Source organism: Holzapfeliella saturejae (assembly GCF_037546065.1).
In the GTDB taxonomy this organism is placed as follows: Bacteria; Bacillota; Bacilli; order Lactobacillales; family Lactobacillaceae; genus Holzapfeliella; species Holzapfeliella saturejae.
The window spans coordinates 53,526-79,219 of record NZ_JAWMWG010000001.1 but is presented as its reverse complement, the minus strand read 5'-3'; the positions used below and the strand labels follow the sequence as shown (position 1 = coordinate 79,219).

Sequence of the window (25,694 nt, the reverse complement as noted above, 5' to 3'; positions counted from 1 at the left end):
AAAGATATTGAGGGATACAGTATGACAAAGAATAGATGGATATTAGGTATCTGTACATTAATTGGTTTAATTATTGGGATTATCCTAATGAACCAACACAAAAGTGCTGTACTTGTCTTTACGTTAATGGGAATGGCAGTCGGTTATGTGATTGTCTTTTGGATTCCACAACTAAAAAGACACTTTCAAAATAAACGGTGATGGTGTTCGCCATTAAATGCAAGTATTGCTGATGACACCTGTTGAAGCTTATTTCAACAGGTGTTTTTTTGTTGCTTGAACAGATTAACTGGGGGAAGAAACATGATTTTACAAGTTTTATTATTTATATTTGGGGCGATTGGTGGTATTTGTCGCTATTTTATCGGGCAAGAGTTAATGCTCAATGGGTTTCCTATTGCCACGCTAATTACCAATTTAATGGGGGCATTTTTATTACCAATTTGGAATGACCGCCAAAAAGAACGCCCACTACTTAAAGAAGTTATAGGTGTAGGTTTCTTTGGGGCATTCACGACATTTTCAAGTGCGATGCTTGATACGCTAACGCTGATTATTCGTGGACAGTTTATTGCTTTATTAATTTACACGTTAATTACTGTACTCGGGGGCTTTTTGCTGGCTTATCTAGGGACATCATTAACTGGATTTAGTCACGAACAAACTGATGAACAAGTGATTCAACATGAAGAGGAGGCTGATCGCTAATGTGGTTTTTAGTTGGGCTAGCGAGTGGTTTTGGGACGCTTTGTCGTCGTAATTTGACAGCGTTTTTAAATGTTCGCCCTCGATTTAAGTATTCATTTTTAGCAACGATGATAATCAATATCTCTGGCAGCTTTTTACTTGGTATTTTTGCCAAAAACTATAGTTCATGGTGGGCATATCCATTACTTGGTGCAGGATTAATGGGAGGCTATACGACTTTTTCAACATTTAATTCTGAATTAGTGCAGTTAGTTAAACAAAGAAAGTTGTTATTGTTTGTCATTCACTTGCTTGTAACGTATAGCTTAGGTCTAATCTTTGTGGCATTAGGCTATTGGCTATAAAAGAAATCGATCTTCTGTGATATACTAGGTGCCACAACACAGGAGGAGTTTAAGATGGATTATCAATTATTAACACAAAAAATGCCAAGCCGAATTAAAAGGGCTTGGCTCGTTTCAGACATTTTGGGAGTTATTATTTCATTAGCCATAGCTACGACAGCTTTGACATTATTGCCAATTCCCCACAAGGAATGGGTAAGACCAATTGCTTTGGTAGCCATTGTCGTTTTCTTTGCGGTTAGTTTGAGTTTGATTCCTTATCGTTACCACTTTCATCGTTATCAGATTGATGATGAAGCGATTTCTTTTCAACGTGGCGTTTTCTTTAGAAAGACAGTTTATGTGCCTTTAAACCGTGTCCAACACATTGAAATTGAACAAGGCCCTATTTTGAAAGTGTTTGATTTAGAAGAGTTGATTATTCATACTGCTGCAACCAAGCACAGCATTTCAGGGCTCAACCCAGCAACAGCAGGTAAGTTGCGAGAAGAAGTGACTAAGCGTGTAAAGGTGGCTGATTTGAATGTATAACCACAAACGATTTCATCCGTTGGCGTTAGTGATTAGATTTTTTGAGTCTATTACATCGATACTGGGGGCTTTAATTGCAGGAATTATTGGGATTTTTAGTGGCCATTTTTGGTTGTTATTGTTTCCCATTATTTATATTTCAGTTGAGGTTATCAGTTATATGACCACTTATTACACAGTTGATGAGCAGAATGTCACAATTCAAAAAGGATTGATTAATAAATCGACAACGGTGATTCCTTATGACCGCATTCAAACCGTGCGTCAAAGTCAGTGGTTCTTTTTGGCACCATTTGATTTAACGACTGTGAATATTGAAACAGCTGGTGGTAGTGATTCTAAGTCTGAGGGGGTACTCACAGTCGTGCCGATTGCGGTTTTTGATTTGATTGAATCTTATCGTAGTCAAGAAGCACCAGTGAAGACAGCTACTCAAAGCTCAAGTGAAGTTAATCAGACGGATGGGGATGCAACTGCCACAAAACCGCAATTTAAAAAATTACCTGCTTCACATATTTTGCTTTTTGCTATTACTAATTTGAATATTTTAGCTTCATCGGCAGTAATTGCAGGTTTAGGTGGTCGTTTTTTAAATCATGCGGGTAGTAAATTGAATAGTGAAGTGTCACGAGTTATTTTTAGTAGTGTGGCTTATATTGCTTTGAGTATCTTTGGTGTTTTACTTTTAGGATTTATCTATTCACTTATTCGAACTTTGCTGACTTATTACGATTTTCGTATTGCTAGAACTGGGAATACATTGGTCATTAAAAGTGGTCTGTTAAAAGAAAAAACCCAACAAATTCCACTTCACAAAATTCAAAATGTACAAGTTAAGAAACATCCGATTCGTCGTTTATTTGGGTTTTCATCGATTCTGGTTTACGTTTATAGTGGGCAAGATAAACAGAGTAAAGAAGATAGTAGCAACAATCATACTTATCTGTTTCCGATTATTAAGAATGCAGAGGTTTATCCATTTTTAGCAACTTACTTACCTGAATGGCAACTTCATTCACCAAAAATCACCTTACTCACACAAAATCGTTTGTGGTATTTTGTTCGTTGGACGTTACTAGTGATTGGGATTTTGGCGGTACTTGAAATTATTTTTTGGCAAGTGGTACCCATTTGGGTTGTTGGTTTAGTCATTTTATTCTTTGCACTTGTGCTATTGGATGAGTATTTAGAAGCCAAAGGACAAGGCTATGGCTTTAGTCAAAGTCGATTTATCTGTATTCAGCGTTATCATTTATTTACTAAAGAAATTAACTTTTTAGATAAAAACAAAGTGCAAAATGTGACGCAAAGAACAACACCGTTGTTATATCATCGTCAAAAAATCGGACACATTAAGTTGCCTGTTAAAATGAATAATGATCACGGTGATCAACTTAAATTACGGTTTATTCCAATTAAGGTGATTCAAGAAATCAGAGATTTTTATGAGCAATAAAAAAAGAGCAATAACCAGTTAAGGTTGTTGCTCTTTTGTTTTTTATATTTAAAAGATGCCATTATTATTAACTGATTCAACATTTTCAACATTGTGTTGTAAAATATCCCAATGTTCAGCTAATTGGCCATCTTCCAGACGGTAAATATCGCAAACTTTGTTGATGTGGCCATTACCCATCGTACATTTGAAGAAGACGTAGACTAAGTCATCATCACCCGATAATTGAATAATCTCAATGGTAGGATTGAATGTTAGGAATTTTTCGATGAATTTTTTAAAACCAGCACGGCCATCTTCAACTGTAGGATTATGTTGAATATAGTCTTCTTTCATGTATTCATCAAGTTTTGATAGATCACCATTGGTAAAAACATCTTCATAAAATTGTTTAACTAATTCTTTATTTGTCATGTTCAAACGACTCCTTTTTTGAATTGAGAATAGTATACAACATTAAGATAGGTTGACGTAAGTAAAAATTATTTTTAATGATTTGGTTAAGGATAGTGAATAGTCGTTGCTATTCACAAAAAAATTATGGTATTATATTTAGTAAATTTTTTTAAGGAAACTATAGTAAGGTTGTGAGTTTATGACAAGTAACAATACGCAAAGTCGCAAGGTTGAACAGTCTCGTTTGGACCATGTGATAGGGGAAATTAAAAAGCGTCAACAAAAATTAACTCAGTCAATTAAACGTGCCAAAACAGAAGAAAAGAATCTGAATGAGCACTTTTATGATGATGTAAAAATTAATTATGTCGGTGATTCAACAACGATTGAAACCGCTTTATCCATCCGTCAGCAACAACAAATGTTGATGGAAAGAAATAATAGTTGGCAACATGCTAGTGGCCGACTAGATGTACTTGAAAAATTAGAAAATAATCCTTATTTTGCTCGCGTGGATTTTAAAGAAAAAGGGGAACCAGGACCTGAAACCATTTATATTGGGTTGAGTTCATTTACCAATGATAAAGATGAGTTCTTGGTTTATGACTGGCGAGCACCGATTTCATCTATTTATTATGATGGAAAATTAGGCGATGTCACTTATAATTCACCTGAAGGTAAGCAAGATGTAAACTTATCATTGAAGCGTCAATTTATCATTAAAGATGGCCAAATTGAAAACATGTTTGATACCCAAGAAACGATTGGTGATCAAATGTTGCTTGAAGTGTTGAATGAAAAATCATCATCACAAATGAAAACAATCGTCACAACGATTCAACAAGAACAAAATGCAATTATTCGTGATACCGATTCTGATTTATTATTTGTTCAAGGAGCGGCCGGTTCGGGTAAAACGAGTGCGGTATTGCAGCGTATTGCTTACTTGCTTTATCGTTATCGTGGAAACTTAACGAGTGATCAAGTGATTATGTTTTCACCTAACCAGTTGTTCAATGACTACGTACAAAATGTCTTACCTGAATTGGGTGAACAAAACATGGTGCAGATGACGTATTGGCAATTTGCATCCCGTCGTGTTCCGAGCTTCAAAGTACAAAACTTATTCCAACAGTTTGAACAAGAACAATCACCAGCTAGTGAAAAAATCACAAACTTAAAATCAAGTTACGCGTTCTTTAATTTGCTAACTCGTTATGGCAATCGTCTTGCTCGTGGTGGCGTGCAATTCCGAGATATTAAATTCCGAGGCGAACCTTTTATTGATAAGGAAAAAATCAAAGAAATTTACTACGGATTTAACAGTAACTATAAATTAATGAACCGTATTGAAGCTACAAAAGAAGAATTAATCAAAATCTTGAACCGTCGAGTATCTTCTGAAATGAAGAAAAAATGGGTGCAAGAAATGATTGAAGGATTAAGTGAAGAACAACTACGTATGTTTTATCAACAACCTGATCAAGAATTTGAGTCAGGTGATGATGAGTACAAGTTTATTGCTAAACGTATTGTAACTGAAAGCTTAGAATCGGTTGCTAAATATATCAATAACTTCCGCTTTATTAACTTTTCTGCTCAATACAATCACTTTATGCAACAAGTACCTCGTATCTTTGATTTAGAAGAACATGGGGTTACAACTGCTGAGTGGCAAGCAGAAGTGAAACAAACACTTTCTAAAATGAAAGCAAAAGAATTGCCAATTGAAGATGTTTCATGTTACTTGTATCTGTATGATTTATTAACAGGTAAAACAGGTGAGCGTTCAATGAAATTTGTGTTTATTGATGAAATTCAAGATTACACACCTTTCCAAATTGCTTATTTGAAATTCAATTTCCCAAATGCTCGTTTTACCATGCTAGGTGACTTGAACCAAACGATTTTAGCAACAGAACCTAATCAACGTTTGTTGGCTGATATTTCACACTTATTTGATCCTGAAAAAACAAGTGTGGCACAGTTGACGACATCTTATCGTTCAACTAAACAAGTTACAGACTTTACACGTGGAATTTTGCGTAATGGTCAAAAAATCACAGCTTTTGAACGTATCGGGCCAAAACCTGTGATGGTTTCGTGTTCAGATGAAAGCGAAATGATTGACGAATTAGCTGATCAATTGACCGCACAAGCTGACAAAGGCTTAACAACAGCCGTTATTACTAAATCACTACAAGAAAGTAAAGATGTCTTCAACTTATTGAAGCAAAAAGGTGTCAAAAGTACCCTGATTGGTTCTGAAAACCAACGTTTAGTTGAAGGAACTTTAATCGTACCCGCCTACTTAGCTAAAGGACTTGAGTTTGATAGTGTTGTAATGTATAACGCTTCAGATGCCGTTTACCAAAAAGAAAGTGAACGCCAACTGGTTTATACGATTGCTTCTCGTGCTATGCACACCTTGGCTATTTTATACACAAATCAAAAGAGCCGATTATTAGGAGATATAGATGAAAGTCTTTATGAAGTTAAAATATAATAGCTGTAAGAATATTGTGAGTATTAGCAGTTTTATTAGTTAAGCTCAAAGAGACTTTGTGATATATTGTATCTGGGGAAAAATTTGAAATTTAATTTAATTAAGTAGTATAATCAAATAAACGATGCAAAAATGTATTAGGGGGAATGAATTCTTGTTTAATAAAAATAAATTAAAAAAAATTAATGACAAAAAAAAATTGAAAAAAGTTAAAAAAAACTGGGTAGTTGTTTCTATGAGTCTTTTTGCACTTATAGGTGGAGTTGCACAAGTAGAAAATAACGTAGTTATGGCTGATACTTCTCAATCATCGGCAACTCAAAGTAATACTGTAGTGAATACTATTGCACCTAGTAATATAGTTGGACAGCCAGTTACATTGGGAGTGCCACAAGATCCCACGAGTCCTGCAGGCCAACGGGCAGCTGAAGTTTTTAAGAGTCATCTTAATTTTTATCAAAATGGAAATCGTATTTCGGGTAACGAGATAGATGGGTATCCATATATGAATACTGCAACTAATACTTTATATTTAACTAATGATGCACCGAGTCAATCTAATAGTGTAAACTACGATGGTGTTTTTGATACTCGTAGACCTTTTAGTATGACGGGATCTATAAAAATAAAGGGTAGTAGTTTTACTTCTTTTGCTGATGGGATGGCTATTGTTTTATATAACTCTGATCATGATATTAGTGGAGGTGATGGTGGTAAAATTGGAATAAATGATTTAAAGAACGCTTATGCTTTCAAGTTAGATACTTATAAAGATGATAGTTCTACTAACGTTAGTTCACGTGCATTAAATGGCGATTTAGATACTGGCCTTCCTAATATTTATGGAGCAATGGTTCGTACAAATGATACGGGATATGGAATTATTGATAAAAACTCAGTTCAAGACTTTACTCGCAATGGAATCTTTAACTTAGCAAGTACATCAAACGATGGTAATCAAATTGAAGTTTCATATACTCCTAGGACTAATTCTACAGGGGTTTTTAATGTTAATCTCTATTCAGATCCATATGGTAATACTGGAAGACTTACAAAAGTTGCTTCCTTCAGTCAAAATATAAATTTTGATCCTAGTTCACCCATTAATCGGTTTAATATAGCAGGAGCAACTGGCCAAAATGTTGGGTTACAACAAGTAAACCTACACCAAATTTCTTATACCCCTGTTCAAAGAGCCAATATCAATTATATCGATCAAACAACAGGTCAAACTATGCAGACTGATGTATTACGAGGTAATGATGGAACATCTGTTAATTATCAAATTAATGATAATGGAAATCGGTATCTTGTTTCACGTCTGATTAATAATAACATCAATAATTATGTTAATAAAGGATACGAACAGGTTGATAATCAATTTAATACTAGCGATAAGTTTGACTCAGATAATACTAGCGATCAAGACTATAATATTTATTTGAAACATTCTACTAATGTGACTACAAAACAATCTGCAGTTGGACGTAATATTACTTTTAAAGATTCTAATGGAAATGTTATGCAAGATGCCGATGGGAATCCTATTCAAAATGTAAGTCAAAGTATTGGATTTAGCCAAGATAGCAGCTATGATAATGTAACTAAAAGTACAACAACTGGTAACTGGTATGTCACAAATAACAAATCGCAAAGTAAGGGCACATTTGAAAGTGTTGCTATTCCACAATTAAAAGGCTATACAACGTATTTGAATGGAAGTGTTGTTACCTCAGTCCCTGTGCAAGGAAATATTAGTGCTCAAACAAAAACTATAGATGCTGCGGTAACTTATGTGAGAGACAGCAATTATTCTTTAGATAATCAAAAGAATGATGCTAAGAATGCCATTGATCAAGAAGCTAATAAGGTGAAAAATGATATTGATACAGATGATACTTTAACAAATCAAGAAAAAACAAATCAAAAGAATAAAGTAGATCAAGAAGCCAATAAGGCAAAGGATAATATTGATAACTCAAAAGATGCCCAAGGTATTCAAACTGCAACCGGTGTGGGTAAACAAGCAATAGATGATAGTCATCAATCAAACCCTAAAACAGTAGATGACCAAAAGAATGATGCTAAAAATACCATTGATCAAGAAGCCAATAAGGTAAAAAATGATATTGATAAAGATGATACTTTAACAAATCAAGAAAAAACAGATCAAAAGAATAAAGTAGATCAAGAAGCTAACAAGGCAAAAGATAATATTAATAATTCAAAAGATGCCCAAGGTATTCAAGATGCTACAAATAATGGTAAACAAGCAATAGATGATAGTCATCAATCAAACCCTAAAACAGTAGATGACCAAAAGAATGATGCTAAAAATATCATTGATCAAGAAGCTAATAGGGTAAAAAATGATATTGATAAAGATGATACTTTAACAAATCAAGAAAAAACAGATCAAAAGAATAAAGTAGATCAAGAAGCCAATAAGGCAAAAGATAATATTGATAACTCAAAAGATGCCCAAGGTATTCAAGATGCTACAAATAATGGTAAACAAGCAATAGATAATAGCCATCAATCTAGTACAAAAACAGTAGATGATAGGAGAAATGACGCTAAGAATGCCATTGATCAAGAAGCCAATAAGGTAAAAAATGATATTGATAAAGATGATACTTTAACAAATCAAGAAAAAACAAATCAAAAGAATAAAGTAGATCAAGAAGCTAATAAGGCAAAAGATAATATTGATAACTCAAAAGATGTCCAAGGTATTCAAGATGCTACAAATAATGGTAAACAAGCAATAGATGATAGTCATCAATCAAACCCTAAAACAGTAGATGACCAAAAGAATGATGCTAAAAATACCATTGATCAAGAAGCCAATAAGGTGAAAAATGATATTGATAAAGATGATACTTTAACAAATCAAGAAAAAACAAATCAAAAGAATAAAGTAGATCAAGAAGCCAATAAGGCAAAAGATAATATTGATAACTCAAAAGATGCCCAAGGTATTCAAGATGCTACAAATAATGGTAAACAAGCAATAGATGATAGTCATCAATCAAACCCTAAAACAGTAGATGACCAAAAGAATGATGCTAAAAATACCATTGATCAAGAAGCCAATAAGGTGAAAAATGATATTGATAAAGATGATACTTTAACAAATCAAGAAAAAGCAGATCAAAAGAATAAAGTAGATCAAGAAGCTAATAAGGCAAAAGATAATATTGATAACTCAAAAGATGCCCAAGGTATTCAAGATTCTACGAATAATGGTAAACAAGCAATAGATGATAGTCATCAATCAAACCCTAAAACAGTAGATGACCAAAAGAATGATGCTAAAAATACCATTGATCAAGAGGCCAATAAGGTAAAAAATGATATTGATAAAGATGATACTTTAACAAATCAAGAAAAAACAGATCAAAAGAATAAAGTAGATCAAGAAGCCAATAAGGCAAAAGATAATATTGATAACTCAAAAGATGCCCAAGGTATTCAAGATGCTACAAATAATGGTAAACAAGCAATAGATGATAGTCATCAATCAAACCCTAAAACAGTAGATGACCAAAAGAATGATGCTAAAAATACCATTGATCAAGAAGCCAATAAGGTGAAAAATGATATTGATAAAGATGATACTTTAACAAATCAAGAAAAAACAAATCAAAAGAATAAAGTAGATCAAGAAGCTAATAAGGCAAAAGATAATATTGATAACTCAAAAGATGCTCAAGGTATTCAAGATGCTACAAATAATGGTAAACAAGCAATAGATGATAGTCATCAATCAAACCCTAAAACAGTAGATGACCAAAAGAATGATGCTAAAAATACCATTGATCAAGAAGCCAATAAGGTAAAAAATGATATTGATAAAGATGATACTTTAACAAATCAAGAAAAAACAGATCAAAAGAATAAAGTAGATCAAGAAGCTAATAAGGCAAAAGATAATATTGATAAGTCAAAAGATGCCCAAGGTATTCAAGATGCTACAAATAATGGTAAACAAGCAATAGATAATAGTCATCAATCAAACCCTAAAACAGTAGATGACCAAAAGAATGATGCTAAAAATACCATTAATCAAGAAGCCAATAAGGTGAAAAATGATATTGATAAAGATGATACTTTAACAAATCAAGAAAAAACAAATCAAAAGAATAAAGTAGATCAAGAAGCCAATAAGGCAAAAGATAATATTGATAACTCAAAAGATGCCCAAGGTATTCAAGATGCTACAAATAATGGTAAACAAGCAATAGATGATAGTCATCAATCAAACCCTAAAACAGTAGATGACCAAAAGAATGATGCTAAAAATACCATTGATCAAGAAACCAATAAGGTGAAAAATGATATTGATAAAGATGATACTTTAACAAATCAAGAAAAAACAGATCAAAAGAATAAAGTAGATCAAGAAGCTAATAAGGCAAAAGATAATATTGATAACTCAAAAGATGCCCAAGGTATTCAAGATTCTACGAATAATGGTAAACAAGCAATAGATGATAGTCATCAATCAAACCCTAAAACAGTAGATGACCAAAAGAATGATGCTAAAAATACCATTGATCAAGAAGCCAATAAAGTAAAAAATGATATTGATAAAGATGATACTTTAACAAATCAAGAAAAAACAGATCAAAAGAATAAAGTAGATCAAGAAGCCAATAAGGCAAAAGATAATATTGATAACTCAAAAGATGCCCAAGGTATTCAAGATGCTACAAATAATGGTAAACAAGCAATAGATGATAGTCATCAATCAAACCCTAAAACAGTAGATGACCAAAAGAATGATGCTAAAAATACCATTGATCAAGAAGCCAATAAGGTGAAAAATGATATTGATAAAGATGATACTTTAACAAATCAAGAAAAAGCAGATCAAAAGAATAAAGTAGATCAAGAAGCTAATAAGGCAAAAGATAATATTGATAACTCAAAAGATGCCCAAGGTATTCAAGATGCTACAAATAATGGTAAACAAGCAATAGATGATAGTCATCAATCAAACCCTAAAACAGTAGATGACCAAAAGAATGATGCTAAAAATACCATTGATCAAGAGGCCAATAAGGTAAAAAATGATATTGATAAAGATGATACTTTAACAAATCAAGAAAAAACAGATCAAAAGAATAAAGTAGATCAAGAAGCCAATAAGGCAAAAGATAATATTGATAACTCAAAAGATGCCCAAGGTATTCAAGATGCTACAAATAATGGTAAACAAGCAATAGATGATAGTCATCAATCAAACCCTAAAACAGTAGATGACCAAAAGAATGATGCTAAAAATACCATTGATCAAGAAGCCAATAAGGTGAAAAATGATATTGATAAAGATGATACTTTAACAAATCAAGAAAAAACAAATCAAAAGAATAAAGTAGATCAAGAAGCTAATAAGGCAAAAGATAATATTGATAACTCAAAAGATGCTCAAGGTATTCAAGATGCTACAAATAATGGTAAACAAGCAATAGATGATAGTCATCAATCAAACCCTAAAACAGTAGATGACCAAAAGAATGATGCTAAAAATACCATTGATCAAGAAGCCAATAAGGTAAAAAATGATATTGATAAAGATGATACTTTAACAAATCAAGAAAAAACAGATCAAAAGAATAAAGTAGATCAAGAAGCTAATAAGGCAAAAGATAATATTGATAAGTCAAAAGATGCCCAAGGTATTCAAGATGCTACAAATAATGGTAAACAAGCAATAGATAATAGTCATCAATCAAACCCTAAAACAGTAGATGACCAAAAGAATGATGCTAAAAATACCATTGATCAAGAAGCCAATAAGGTGAAAAATGATATTGATAAAGATGATACTTTAACAAATCAAGAAAAAACAAATCAAAAGAATAAAGTAGATCAAGAAGCCAATAAGGCAAAAGATAATATTGATAACTCAAAAGATGCCCAAGGTATTCAAGATGCTACAAATAATGGTAAACAAGCAATAGATGATAGTCATCAATCAAACCCTAAAACAGTAGATGACCAAAAGAATGATGCTAAAAATACCATTGATCAAGAAGCCAATAAGGTGAAAAATGATATTGATAAAGATGATACTTTAACAAATCAAGAAAAAGCAGATCAAAAGAATAAAGTAGATCAAGAAGCTAATAAGGCAAAAGATAATATTGATAACTCAAAAGATGCCCAAGGTATTCAAGATTCTACGAATAATGGTAAACAAGCAATAGATGATAGTCATCAATCAAACCCTAAAACAGTAGATGACCAAAAGAATGATGCTAAAAATACCATTGATCAAGAGGCCAATAAGGTAAAAAATGATATTGATAAAGATGATACTTTAACAAATCAAGAAAAAACAGATCAAAAGAATAAAGTAGATCAAGAAGCCAATAAGGCAAAAGATAATATTGATAACTCAAAAGATGCCCAAGGTATTCAAGATGCTACAAATAATGGTAAACAAGCAATAGATGATAGTCATCAATCAAACCCTAAAACAGTAGATGACCAAAAGAATGATGCTAAAAATACCATTGATCAAGAAGCCAATAAGGTGAAAAATGATATTGATAAAGATGATACTTTAACAAATCAAGAAAAAACAAATCAAAAGAATAAAGTAGATCAAGAAGCTAATAAGGCAAAAGATAATATTGATAACTCAAAAGATGCTCAAGGTATTCAAGATGCTACAAATAATGGTAAACAAGCAATAGATGATAGTCATCAATCAAACCCTAAAACAGTAGATGACCAAAAGAATGATGCTAAAAATACCATTGATCAAGAAGCCAATAAGGTAAAAAATGATATTGATAAAGATGATACTTTAACAAATCAAGAAAAAACAGATCAAAAGAATAAAGTAGATCAAGAAGCTAATAAGGCAAAAGATAATATTGATAAGTCAAAAGATGCCCAAGGTATTCAAGATGCTACAAATAATGGTAAACAAGCAATAGATAATAGTCATCAATCAAACCCTAAAACAGTAGATGACCAAAAGAATGATGCTAAAAATACCATTAATCAAGAAGCCAATAAGGTGAAAAATGATATTGATAAAGATGATACTTTAACAAATCAAGAAAAAACAAATCAAAAGAATAAAGTAGATCAAGAAGCCAATAAGGCAAAAGATAATATTGATAACTCAAAAGATGCCCAAGGTATTCAAGATGCTACAAATAATGGTAAACAAGCAATAGATGATAGTCATCAATCAAACCCTAAAACAGTAGATGACCAAAAGAATGATGCTAAAAATACCATTGATCAAGAAACCAATAAGGTGAAAAATGATATTGATAAAGATGATACTTTAACAAATCAAGAAAAAACAGATCAAAAGAATAAAGTAGATCAAGAAGCTAATAAGGCAAAAGATAATATTGATAACTCAAAAGATGCCCAAGGTATTCAAGATTCTACGAATAATGGTAAACAAGCAATAGATGATAGTCATCAATCAAACCCTAAAACAGTAGATGACCAAAAGAATGATGCTAAAAATACCATTGATCAAGAAGCCAATAAAGTAAAAAATGATATTGATAAAGATGATACTTTAACAAATCAAGAAAAAACAGATCAAAAGAATAAAGTAGATCAAGAAGCCAATAAGGCAAAAGATAATATTGATAACTCAAAAGATGCCCAAGGTATTCAAGATGCTACAAATAATGGTAAACAAGCAATAGATGATAGTCATCAATCAAACCCTAAAACAGTAGATGACCAAAAGAATGATGCTAAAAATACCATTGATCAAGAAGCCAATAAGGTGAAAAATGATATTGATAAAGATGATACTTTAACAAATCAAGAAAAAGCAGATCAAAAGAATAAAGTAGATCAAGAAGCTAATAAGGCAAAAGATAATATTGATAACTCAAAAGATGCCCAAGGTATTCAAGATGCTACAAATAATGGTAAACAAGCAATAGATGATAGTCATCAATCAAACCCTAAAACAGTAGATGACCAAAAGAATGATGCTAAAAATACCATTGATCAAGAGGCCAATAAGGTAAAAAATGATATTGATAAAGATGATACTTTAACAAATCAAGAAAAAACAGATCAAAAGAATAAAGTAGATCAAGAAGCCAATAAGGCAAAAGATAATATTGATAACTCAAAAGATGCCCAAGGTATTCAAGATGCTACAAATAATGGTAAACAAGCAATAGATGATAGTCATCAATCAAACCCTAAAACAGTAGATGACCAAAAGAATGATGCTAAAAATACCATTGATCAAGAAGCCAATAAGGTGAAAAATGATATTGATAAAGATGATACTTTAACAAATCAAGAAAAAACAAATCAAAAGAATAAAGTAGATCAAGAAGCTAATAAGGCAAAAGATAATATTGATAACTCAAAAGATGCTCAAGGTATTCAAGATGCTACAAATAATGGTAAACAAGCAATAGATGATAGTCATCAATCAAACCCTAAAACAGTAGATGACCAAAAGAATGATGCTAAAAATACCATTGATCAAGAAGCCAATAAGGTAAAAAATGATATTGATAAAGATGATACTTTAACAAATCAAGAAAAAACAGATCAAAAGAATAAAGTAGATCAAGAAGCTAATAAGGCAAAAGATAATATTGATAAGTCAAAAGATGCCCAAGGTATTCAAGATGCTACAAATAATGGTAAACAAGCAATAGATAATAGTCATCAATCAAACCCTAAAACAGTAGATGACCAAAAGAATGATGCTAAAAATACCATTGATCAAGAAGCCAATAAGGTGAAAAATGATATTGATAAAGATGATACTTTAACAAATCAAGAAAAAACAAATCAAAAGAATAAAGTAGATCAAGAAGCCAATAAGGCAAAAGATAATATTGATAACTCAAAAGATGCCCAAGGTATTCAAGATGCTACAAATAATGGTAAACAAGCAATAGATGATAGTCATCAATCAAACCCTAAAACAGTAGATGACCAAAAGAATGATGCTAAAAATACCATTGATCAAGAAGCCAATAAGGTGAAAAATGATATTGATAAAGATGATACTTTAACAAATCAAGAAAAAGCAGATCAAAAGAATAAAGTAGATCAAGAAGCTAATAAGGCAAAAGATAATATTGATAACTCAAAAGATGCCCAAGGTATTCAAGATTCTACGAATAATGGTAAACAAGCAATAGATGATAGTCATCAATCAAACCCTAAAACAGTAGATGACCAAAAGAATGATGCTAAAAATACCATTGATCAAGAAGCCAATAAGGTGAAAAATGATATTGATAAAGATGATACTTTAACAAATCAAGAAAAAACAAATCAAAAGAATAAAGTAGATCAAGAAGCTAATAAGGCAAAAGATAATATTGATAACTCAAAAGATGCCCAAGGTATTCAAGATGCTACAAATAATGGTAAACAAGTGATATATAATATTCATAAGTCCAATCCAAGATCTCTACAATCAGGATTAGTTCATTACTTTACTGGTTATGGAGTTAAGCTTTGGACTTTAGATAAAAATAATAAAGTGACAGCATTAAATAATTATCAACCTACTAACAGCTATGTCCCATACTATGGTGATTTTACAGTAGTGGATAATATTAAATATCTTAGATTGGCTGGTACAAACCAGACAACATTAATGCAAGCTCAATACCTTTTAAATCCTAGAGATATACCCGAAACAATTCTCAATACGACACTTACTGCAGGTAATGCACCTTATAATATTTCATTACGTGATAGTAATGGTAATTTAACCTCTAATGTTGTTGAGCCTGGTACCTCATGGAGAGTATTTGCTAAGAAATCATTCTATGGGCACACTTATTATCGTCTAGGCAATAATAACCAATGGATTGAAGATACCTATGTTACTTCAATCGATTAAAATGATTAGAGTTAAATAAACTTGAAAATATAGCGCTTCAAGTTAAAAGTTTATTTATTAGAAAGTGAATCTGATTATTTATAGTAAAAACCCCTTTAAGTTTATAAAATAACTTAAAGGGGTTTTAATTTTAATCTGTTAGAATAGGTAAAATATTAGTTTGATGATTAAGTAATTTAATAATATTGTCCTAAAAGTTAAATGAAACCACAAGATTTACATTCTTTATTAAATATTACCATGAAAGAATTAGACATCAAGCAAAGTTAACTATCAATGCTGAGACAAAATTAACTCAACAATTACCAAAGTATTCATTTTACAATCAACCTAGCTAAAAGTGTGTATTATTAACTACTTAAAGTAATATAAACAAAAAGATGAGCGACTGCTTAATTACATTAAATTGGCTCATCTAATTATGGACATTAGCGTTTGCCAGCCAGCCATACATCATGTAGCTCAATTACTTGCGAATAAGAACTTAAGGTAAGAAAAACGTCACTATAGTAAATTGATAAAATTGTAAAGAATCATCTTAAGTATCGTTTTGATACTCAAAAACCTTATCAAAACCTAATAACAGATGTCAGTGAATTTAGATATGGTAAATTAGATAGTAGCCATCGCCTTTATTCATCGTTAATACTAAATCGAGAGGTCTTAAATTATGAAATTAGTTCATAATTGACTTTGAAGTTCACTTTAAAACTAGTCCAAATGTTGATTAACCGATTACCTCAAGCAGAGATATATTCTATTTTATATAGTAGTCAAGAATTTCATGTTGAATGTTAATTTGATAAAAGATATTAAAGTTATAATGCGATTAGATAAAGTATATCACCACTACGAAAGTAATTGTTTATACAATACCGCTATGGTCTCATTTTCTTATATAATAAAAGCTGGAGTTACGACTGACTACATACCATATAAAAAATTCCTAATTGGTTGATGTTATGAAAAAATGGATTCATTATTACAATGAAAAAACTGAGTCAAATTAAAATTCAGCGTTACCTGGTGTTCTTGGGAATGGGATAACATCACGAATATTTTCCATACCGGTGACGTACATTAGAAGACGTTCAAAACCAACACCAAATCCTGAGTGCATAGTTTCACCGTATTTTCTAAGTTCTAGGTACCATTCATATTCTGTTGAATCTAGACCGAAGTCTTTGATTTTTTCTTCAAGAACGTCATAACGTTCTTCACGTTGACTACCACCGATTAGTTCACCGATTCCAGGAACTAACATATCAACAGCGGCAACAGTTTTGCCATCTTCATTAGCACGCATGTAGAAGGCTTTTAGGTCTTTTGGATAGTCAGTTACAAATACTGGACGGTTAAAGACTTTTTCTGATAGGTAACGTTCATGTTCTGTTTGAAGATCAATTCCCCAACTTACTGGGTACTTGAAGTCAGCATCAGCTTGTTGAAGAAGGTCAATTGCAGCGGTATAAGTAACACGAGCAAAAGGTTCTTCACTTGTTGTTTTTAGACGTTCGAGTAAAGTTTCATCAATGTTTTCATTTAAGAATTCAAGTTCTTCTTTAGCGTGATCAAGTAAGTAGTTAACCACGTATTTTAGCATCGCTTCAGCAACTTCGATATTAGCATCTAAGTCAGCAAATGCCATTTCAGGTTCAACCATCCAGAATTCTGAAGCGTGACGAGCAGTATGTGAGTTTTCAGCACGGAAAGCAGGACCAAATGTATAAATGTTTTGGAAGGCTAGGGCAAAAGCTTCACCATTTAATTGACCACTAACTGTTAGACTAGCTGGTTTTTTGAAGAAGTCTTCACTATCATCGACTTTACCTTGATCATTTTTTGGTAAATTGTTCATATCAAGTGTCGTTACTCTGAACATTTCACCAGCACCTTCTGTATCACTACTTGTGATAATTGGCGTGTTAACATAAACAAAGTTATGCTCTTGGAAGAATTGGTGGATAGCAAATGAAGCTAGTGAACGAATTTTGAACACCGAGTAGAATGTATTTGTACGGGGACGTAAGTGAGCGATTGAACGTAGATATTCAAACGAATGACTTTTCTTTTGAAGTGGGTAATCGCTATCTGATTGTCCTTCAACTGTAACTGAAGTAGCCTTTACTTCAAAAGGTTGTTTAGCATCAGGTGTATCGACAACATGACCAGTTACCTTAACTGTTGTGTTAATTGGCATTTTAGTGATTTCATCATAGTTTTCTAGGTTTTTTAAGGCAATGACTTGCACATTTTTCAAAAATGACCCATCATTAAGTTCTAAGAAACTGATTTTTTTAGATGAACGAAGTGTTTTTAACCAACCGGTTAAGCTGATTTCAACTTCTTGGTCATGTGTTTGACTTTGGTATAAAGATTTTACTGAAACATTTTCCATTGGATAACCTCCATTAAGTTATGAATATTAAAGCTAAAAAGGCAAAATAAAAAGCCTTCCATCCAGTAAAGGGACGAAAGACTTCGCGGTACCACCCAAATTGTTACGAATAACCACTTTAAAAGCACAAAAAATGCTCTCTAACGATAACGGGTTAGTCACGTCTAGTCCTACTGTAATCAGTGATTAGTTCAGCTAGAAACAAAGAAAGTGTTATTCGTGTTCAAAGAGCCTAGATTGAGCTTTCACTATCCTCAATTCGCTTTATAGGGTTCAAACAGTACTCGTCTAACTTGTCGTTTTTAACTCTATTCTATAATAAGTTAAATATAACATAGTATTTTTTTTTGTAAAGGTAATTTACATGAACGCTTGACATAACCTTTAAGAAATTTTAAATGCCTTGGTCAAAGGGGTATGATTAAGCTATAATTTTAATGATTGAATTTTAAATTAAGAAAAGGGAGTCCGCATGGTTTTTTCAAAAATACTTGGAGCAACTCATAAAGTTCCAAAAACAATTGTTACAAATGACGACTTAGCACAAATTATGGAGACATCAGATGACTGGATTCAGTCTCATATTGGCATTAAAGAACGCCGCATGAGTCTTGAAGGTGAAAATACAAGCCAGCTTGCAACAGACGTCGCACTTGAACTTGTTGAACAAACAAACACCAAACCAGAAGAGATTGATTTGATTATTGTGGCCACTTTTACTCCCGATAGTTTGGCACCAGCCACAGCAGCCATTATCCAAAAAGAATTGAAAGCCAAGAATGCGTGGGCCTTTGATTTAAATACAGCTTGTTCAGGCTTTATGTCAGCGTTAAGTACGGCGGATAAATTCATCCAATCAGGTCAATATAAAAAAGTATTGGTAATTGCTTCAGACGTCAATTCAAAAATGCTTGATTTTAAAGATCGAACAAGTAGTGTGTTCTTTGGTGATGGTGCAGGTGGTGTTTTGTTAGGAACTGGTAATCAGCCACAATTTATCAATGAGAATTTATACACAGTCGATGATCAAGATTTGATTTATTCAGGTCGTGTGAATACAATCGACGATTTATCTGTGGATAATTATCCCTCAATTGGGGCTTTCCACCAGCATGGTCGTGGCGTTTATCAACAAGTTGTGTCAACAATTCCAAGTTATATTGAAAGTTTCCTAGCCAAAAACGAGCTAACTGTTGATGATATTGATTATTACGTTACCCATCAAGCTAATTTACGGTTGATTGAAAAGTTAGCCGAATTAATCCACCAGCCAATAGATAAATTTTCTCGAAATGTTGAGTATTATGGAAATACTTCAGCTGCAGGTATGGCGATTGGATTAGCCCAGTTAATGAATAGTGAAGTTGATTTGACTGGCAAAAAAGTACTATTAGTTGGATTTGGCGCAGGATTTACTTATGGGTGTGTCTTGTTACAATTTTAGCCTAATTAGGTTATCATTGATGGTTTTACTTATAGATAGTTAATTTTTTGCTTTTTAATTTAAAACTTTATAATTGTAAAGATTAAGCTATTAAAATATGATTATATGTAGAAGTAAACGGGTTATTTTTATTAAGAATTGAGGTAATTATAATGAAAAAAAGTTTTAAATACATATCAACAGGTCTGTTAGCTTCGACATTGTTGATGAGTGCACAGCAGTTAACAAATAGTTCAGTATCTACTAGTGTAGTTCAAGCTGATGAAACACTTGATAATTGGATGCCGGATAAGAATTTACAACAAGCTGTTGAAAGGCAGTTGGGTACGGACAATATAACACAAGCTAACATTGAAAATTTAACAGAATTAAATGTTCAAGATACAAATATCACTAATTTGAAAGGACTTGAAAAAGCAATAAATTTAAAAGAATTGCGTTTTCATAATGTTAATTTTGCTTCTGATTTAAATAGTTATGAGATGTTTAGTTATAGTGAGTTACCTGAAAGCTTGGATACATTAGATTTGAGTGGTAATAATTTATCAAGTAATCAACTAAGTACGGGATTTAATTTATCTGATTTAAAAACGTTAAATGTCAGTCAAAATAAAATTACAGATATCAATTTTTATGCTAAATCTAATTTATCTAATCTGAAAGTAGTTCGAGCGGATGATAACCAAATATCAGATGTTAGTGTTTTTTCAAATCAAAGCTCGCAAATGATTGCTAATAGAAATAGTTTGCGATATTGGACGGCAGACAATAATCAGATAACGGATTGGAGTTCATTTGTTGGGATGAACTTTGACACATCTTATGGTGATTATCCATCTAGTCGAAATCAAAAAATAAGTAAAAATTTACCTATTAAACCTCTTAAAAATAATACAATTATTCCAATAAAAAATTTAACAATTACAACAGGTGTGTCCTTTGGTGAATCAGGAACAGGAGAGGCAGTGAAAGAGGATGATTCGCGTGAAATGAATGTCTCTTTTTCAACCGGTCCGGATAGTGGAATTGGTGATAATATTAAAAGCGATGACTGGAGTGAATCTTTATATGGTATTCAATTTAAGTATGATGCAACAAATAATCAAATTTTGATGAAGGTGTTAGATAACGAATCACTACCACAATCTTTTACAATTGAAATTAAAGGATCATATGGGCACCAACAGACACTTGTAACATATAGCATCACAGATAGCCGCCAAAGTCTATCTGTTAAAGATGTTACCCTCACAAAGGGTCAATCATTCGATAAGCAAGACGCATTTGTTTCAGCAACTGATGATTATGGAGAACATGTGAACTTTGGCAATGATATTAGTGTTGAAGGTACCGTAGATACGCAAAAAGTGGGGACTTATCAATTAACTTATAGTTACGGTAGTCAAAAGAAAACAGCTACGATTACGGTCAAAGAACCAGCTAAGGAAACAGACAACACTGATGATTCACAAAATCAATTGTTGAATACAAAATCACAAGCACGTTATCAAACCAATCAAAAAGCTAAACAAATTACAGACTACGTTAATCAATCAACTTCATTAGAAGCTGGTCAAAAACAAACAGTCAATAACTACGTTGACAGTTTGAAACAGTCAGATTTGAAGAAAATTGATGATGAAACTACTTTTAATGGATTAAGAGATATCCTAAATCAATCACAACTCAAGACATCACCAAGTGATATTGAAGCCCTAATTCAAAAGTTAATCGGTGTGTCAGGAACCATTCACTATATTCCAAACTATGGTGTGCAAAACTGGACTTTTGATCAAAATGGTCAACTTCAACCACTAACTGGTAGTTATACACCAAGTAATAGTCAAGTAACGGGCTTTGACACTAAAGTTGTGGATGGTATGAGCTATATTCGAATTGGTAGTGCAAATAGTCAAACTTGGGTACAAAGGCAGTATCTATCGGATTCGGTCGAAACGGATTTAACAGCAATCGCGACAGTAGGTAACACGCCAACTACGAATTACGCTGTATACTTGAGGGATGCCAGAGGTGATATGACAAGTCAAACGGTTATGCCAGGCACTTCTTGGTTAGTCTTTGCTCAAAAGAAAATCGGTGGCCAAACTTATTACCGAATTGGTAATGAAAACCAATGGATTCAGGCAGAATTTGCTAAATTAAGTTAAAACAAAAAACCAACGAGTTTAAACTTGTTGGTTTTTTTGTTTAGTTACGGTATTTTTACTAGCAGAATAAGGACGTTTTTTAAAAGTTTTACGTTTCACTTTAGAAGCAATCAATGGAATTAATTTTTTCACTAGTAAACGGTTACCAGAATCAGAAAAATGGATACCATCTTTTTGAAGATAGCGATTAACATGTGTACTTTTTTGCATTTCTTCAGCCAGATCAAGATAAGGTAAATGATAAGTGTGAGCCACATGCTCTGCCACTAATTCAAATTGTAAAATGCGAGGCCATGATTGGTTTGAAGCAACACGCCAGTTAGTGTATGGTGGTGAAACTAAGATAACTTTTTTAGGTCCGATTTTTTCGATGATGCGATTCAAATTAGTATTAAATCGGCCAGGTGTCATTCCAAGTTTAACAGCCGCATCATTAGCACCAAAAGCAAGGACCACAACATGTGGTTTTGCATTTAAAACGTTTAATGATAAGTAATCTAAAGCATCATCAGTTGTGGCACCAGAAATGGAAACATTGATGACGGTGTCTTTTGGAAAAGCTTGTTGAATCGGTTTGGTGATGGCAGAAGTGTGGCGACCATTCTTGAAACCGCCCATAATGGAATCACCAAAAAGTAAGATTTTGGCCATGAGAACCCTCCTAACTTTTTGAGTTTAAAACTTTCTATCTATTTAATAGTAGATTACAATAGACCTAATGACAAATTTTTTTAAAGAGAGATTAAAAATGTTAATGAAAGAAACTTTGGTTCAATACCAATTTACCGTAGAAGAATCAGATTTGAATAGTGGTGGCATCTTGTTTGGCGGTCGCTTGATGGCTATTTTAGATAATACGATGGCAAGTGCTGCCCAAACTTTAACAACTGCCCGAATGGTGACTGGAAGTGTCGATACGATTCGCTTTATGCGTCCGATTGATTTGGGTGAAACCATTACGATTCGTGCACAAGTTTTACAAACTAAAAAGCGGATAGCAGAAGTACTTGCTGCGGTCTATAATAGTCGCAATAAGCTGACTAACTATGCGGTATTTACGTTTGTGACTGTTGACAAAGATGTGGTTTTACCGACAATTGAAGGTCAAACTGACATTGAAGAATTATTACAAGAAAACTTTGAAAATCGTGTGACGACGCGTGAAAAAACACATCAACGCGTATTCAAATTACTAAAAAAAGGTGACTTATAATGTCCATTAAAAATTACCATGCTTTCTCAAGAGCAGATTGGCAAGATTTAATTGAGTACCATTTTGAAGAAATTATTAGTGAAGAGGAATTGCAAGAACTCAAAGCATTGAACGATAGTATTTCATTGCAAGATGTACGTGAAATTTATTATCCATTGATTGAACTCTTGCAGATTCACTGGAATAATCGTCGTGATTTACACCAAAAACAAAATCAGTTTTTACAAACTAACCAACACAAAAGTCCTTTTATTATTGGAATATCAGGAAGTGTGGCAGTTGGTAAGAGTACAACGGCGAGGTTATTGAGAACGTTGATTGATCGCTTGTTCCCAAAACTAAGTGTACAGTTAATGACTACTGATGGTTTTTTGTATTCTAATGAAGACTTAAAACGTCAAAACCTAACCGAACAAAAAGGATTCCCTGAAAGCTATGATATGCAGAAGTTTTATGAATTCTTATTGCAAGTTAGACAAGGGCAATCAAATGTAAAATATCCTGTCTACTCTCATAGCATTTATGATATTGTTAAAGATGAGTATGAGGTTGTGAATTGTCCTGATATTTTGATTATTGAAGGAATCAATATTTTACAGTTGCCACCTAACTCAGATATTTTTCTAACGGCATTCTTTGACTTTTCAATTTACCTAGATGCTGATGAGGAGTTAATTGAATCTTGGTTCTTGAAGCGATTTAAGACGTTATTTGATTATGCCAAAACAGATTCAACAAACTTCTATGCGAAATTTGTTGAAATGGGTGAAGAAAAGGCTTATCAAGTGGCCAAAGATGTCTGGAAAAATATCAATTTAGTCAATTTGCGTGACTACATTGCCCCAACAAAGTCACGTGCAAACGTGATTTTGCATAAGGGTGAACATCACGTGATTGACCGGGTTTTACTTCGCAAGTATTAGAAAAAGTTTATTTGAAACGTGATGAAATATCACGTATAATTTTTATTAATTAGTATAAAGGAGTGGCCAATTTGTCAAAAGCAATCGACAGTGTGCAAGCAGATAAAATTATCGTGCTTGATTATGGAAGTCAATATAATCAATTGATTACACGCAGAATTAGAGATTTAGGTGTTTACTCAGAATTACTACCTAACACAACTTCTGCCGACGAAATCAGACGCATTAATCCTAAAGGGATTATTCTTTCTGGTGGACCAATGAGTGTCTATGATGAAGGTGCTTTCAGTATTGATCCTGAAATCTTCAATCTAGGTATTCCTATCTTGGGTATTTGTTATGGTCTTCAATTAATGTCTTACAAACTGGGTGGACGTGTTGAAGCCGCAGATAACCGCGAATATGGTCGTGCCCCAATTCAAGTAACAGATGAAACAAGCCGTTTGTTTGCGAATACACCAAAAGAGCAAACAGTATGGATGAGCCACGGTGACTTAGTAATCGAAGCACCTGCCGGCTTTGACATTGTGGCAACAAGTAAAAATGCCCCAATTACAGCTATCGAAAACAAAGAATTGAATATGTACGGTATTCAATTCCATACGGAAGTTCGTCATACTGATTATGGTATGGATATCTTACGTAACTTCACATTTGAAATCGCTAAAGCTGAAGCTAACTGGACAATGGGTGACTTTATTGAACAACAAGTTGCTGAAATCCGTGAAAAAGTTGGCGACAAAAAAGTTCTTCTTGGACTTTCAGGTGGGGTTGATTCAAGTGTTGTTGGTGTTTTACTACACAAAGCAATTGGTGACCAACTAACAAGTATTTTCGTTGATCATGGTTTACTACGTAAAGGTGAAGCTGACCAAGTGATGGAAAGTTTAGAGGGAAAATTCGGACTTAACATTATTAAGGTTGATGCAAAAGACCGTTTCATGTCTAAACTTGAAGGCGTTAGTGATCCAGAGAAGAAACGTAAAATTATTGGTAATGAATTTATTCGTGTCTTCGATGATGAAGCAACTAAGCTAAATGGAATTGAATTCCTTGCTCAAGGAACACTTTACACAGATATCATCGAAAGTGGTACAGCTACAGCTGAAACAATCAAGAGTCACCATAACGTTGGTGGATTGCCAGAAGATATGCAATTTAGCTTGATTGAACCACTTAACACATTATTTAAAGATGAAGTTCGTCACCTTGGTGAAGAACTAGGGATGCCTTCAGACCTTGTTTGGAGACAACCATTCCCAGGACCAGGTCTTGGAATTCGTGTTATCGGTGAATTAACTGAAGAAAAATTAAAAGCTGTTCGTGACAGTGACTACATCTTACGTGAAGAAATTAAAAACGCTGGTCTTGAACGTGAAGTATGGCAATACTTTACTGTATTACCTGGATTCCGTTCAGTTGGTGTTATGGGTGATGGTCGTACTTATGACTACACAATCGGTATTCGTGCCGTTTCTTCAATTGATGGCATGACAGCTGACTTTGCTAAAATTCCATGGGATGTGTTACAACACATTTCAGTTCGTATCGTAAATGAGGTTGAAAACATTAACCGCGTCGTCTACGATATTACATCTAAGCCACCTGCAACTATTGAGTGGGAATAATTAATATTGTAAAAGCTTTGGGCCTTACGGTTCAAAGCTTTTTAGTTTGATAATATTAATATATAGTTTTGATTTTTCTAATGTAACGATGTAGAATGA

15 protein-coding genes and 1 riboswitch are annotated in these 25,694 nt (G+C 33.0%); of the genes, 12 read left to right on the top strand and 3 right to left on the bottom strand.

Annotated elements, in window-relative coordinates:
- Nucleotides 1-21 precede the first annotated feature (21 nt).
- The 5 genes from R4Y45_RS00315 (at nt 22) to R4Y45_RS00295 (ending at nt 3,039) form a co-directional block, all read left to right on the top strand.
- Nucleotides 22-201: a hypothetical protein gene (locus R4Y45_RS00315; RefSeq protein ID WP_056974249.1), complete on the top strand. Its 180-nt coding sequence runs from the start codon at nt 22-24 to the stop codon at nt 199-201.
- Nucleotides 188-249: riboswitch (Fluoride riboswitch) on the top strand. Its footprint overlaps the gene before it by 14 nt.
- Before the next feature lie 54 nt (nt 250-303).
- A complete protein-coding gene (locus R4Y45_RS00310; RefSeq protein WP_339968117.1) occupies nt 304-708 on the top strand; it encodes a fluoride efflux transporter FluC in 405 nt (134 codons plus the stop codon).
- Entirely contained in the window at nt 708-1,052 is a 345-nt protein-coding gene (locus tag R4Y45_RS00305) for a fluoride efflux transporter FluC (protein WP_339968114.1), read from the top strand. Before R4Y45_RS00310 ends, R4Y45_RS00305 begins: the two co-directional genes overlap by 1 nt.
- A gap of 54 nt (nt 1,053-1,106) precedes the next feature.
- Complete coding sequence (locus tag R4Y45_RS00300; protein ID WP_339968112.1) at nt 1,107-1,583, top strand: PH domain-containing protein; 477 nt, start codon at nt 1,107-1,109, stop codon at nt 1,581-1,583.
- A complete protein-coding gene (locus R4Y45_RS00295) occupies nt 1,576-3,039 on the top strand; it encodes a PH domain-containing protein (protein WP_339968110.1) in 1,464 nt (487 codons plus the stop codon). The genes R4Y45_RS00300 and R4Y45_RS00295 overlap by 8 nt, the downstream gene beginning before the upstream one ends.
- Before the next feature lie 48 nt (nt 3,040-3,087).
- Here R4Y45_RS00295 and R4Y45_RS00290 read toward each other — a convergent pair whose 3' ends face one another.
- A complete protein-coding gene (locus tag R4Y45_RS00290; protein ID WP_339968109.1) occupies nt 3,088-3,453 on the bottom strand; it encodes a nuclear transport factor 2 family protein in 366 nt (121 codons plus the stop codon).
- 181 nt (nt 3,454-3,634) lie between these two features.
- Between R4Y45_RS00290 and helD the strand changes: the two genes are divergently transcribed.
- Together helD and R4Y45_RS00280 are read left to right on the top strand one after the other, a co-directional pair.
- Complete coding sequence (helD, locus tag R4Y45_RS00285; RefSeq protein ID WP_339968105.1) at nt 3,635-5,941, top strand: RNA polymerase recycling motor HelD; 2,307 nt, start codon at nt 3,635-3,637, stop codon at nt 5,939-5,941.
- A 154-nt stretch (nt 5,942-6,095) separates the two neighbouring features.
- Nucleotides 6,096-15,821, top strand: coding sequence for a DUF1542 domain-containing protein (locus R4Y45_RS00280; RefSeq protein ID WP_339968103.1), 9,726 nt, complete (start codon nt 6,096-6,098; stop codon nt 15,819-15,821).
- Nucleotides 15,822-16,827: 1,006 nt separating this feature from the next.
- Here the strand turns inward: R4Y45_RS00280 and asnS are convergent.
- A complete protein-coding gene (gene asnS, locus R4Y45_RS00275) occupies nt 16,828-18,219 on the bottom strand; it encodes an asparagine--tRNA ligase (protein WP_339968101.1) in 1,392 nt (463 codons plus the stop codon).
- A gap of 472 nt (nt 18,220-18,691) precedes the next feature.
- Here asnS and R4Y45_RS00270 point away from each other — a divergent pair, with 472 nt between their 5' ends.
- Both R4Y45_RS00270 and R4Y45_RS00265 read left to right on the top strand, forming a co-directional pair.
- Nucleotides 18,692-19,663: a beta-ketoacyl-ACP synthase III gene (locus R4Y45_RS00270; RefSeq protein WP_339968098.1), complete on the top strand. Its 972-nt coding sequence runs from the start codon at nt 18,692-18,694 to the stop codon at nt 19,661-19,663.
- A 152-nt stretch (nt 19,664-19,815) separates the two neighbouring features.
- A complete protein-coding gene (locus R4Y45_RS00265; RefSeq protein ID WP_339968096.1) occupies nt 19,816-21,831 on the top strand; it encodes a bacterial Ig-like domain-containing protein in 2,016 nt (671 codons plus the stop codon).
- A gap of 18 nt (nt 21,832-21,849) precedes the next feature.
- Here R4Y45_RS00265 and R4Y45_RS00260 read toward each other — a convergent pair whose 3' ends face one another.
- Nucleotides 21,850-22,482, bottom strand: a complete 633-nt coding sequence (locus tag R4Y45_RS00260; protein WP_339968094.1) for an SGNH/GDSL hydrolase family protein — start codon at nt 22,480-22,482, stop codon at nt 21,850-21,852.
- Between the two features lie 97 nt (nt 22,483-22,579).
- Between R4Y45_RS00260 and R4Y45_RS00255 the strand changes: the two genes are divergently transcribed.
- The 3 genes from R4Y45_RS00255 to guaA all read left to right on the top strand — a co-directional run bounded on the left by R4Y45_RS00255 (nt 22,580) and on the right by guaA (nt 25,595).
- Nucleotides 22,580-23,044 carry an acyl-CoA thioesterase gene (locus R4Y45_RS00255; RefSeq protein ID WP_339968091.1) on the top strand — a complete coding sequence of 155 codons (465 nt, stop codon included), beginning with the start codon at nt 22,580-22,582 and terminating at the stop codon, nt 23,042-23,044.
- The gene (gene coaA, locus R4Y45_RS00250) at nt 23,044-23,967 is read left to right on the top strand and encodes a type I pantothenate kinase (RefSeq protein WP_339968089.1); all 924 of its coding nucleotides are present in this window, start codon (nt 23,044-23,046) and stop codon (nt 23,965-23,967) included. Before R4Y45_RS00255 ends, coaA begins: the two co-directional genes overlap by 1 nt.
- A gap of 71 nt (nt 23,968-24,038) precedes the next feature.
- Nucleotides 24,039-25,595: a glutamine-hydrolyzing GMP synthase gene (gene guaA, locus R4Y45_RS00245; protein WP_339968086.1), complete on the top strand. Its 1,557-nt coding sequence runs from the start codon at nt 24,039-24,041 to the stop codon at nt 25,593-25,595.
- Nucleotides 25,596-25,694 lie beyond the last annotated feature (99 nt).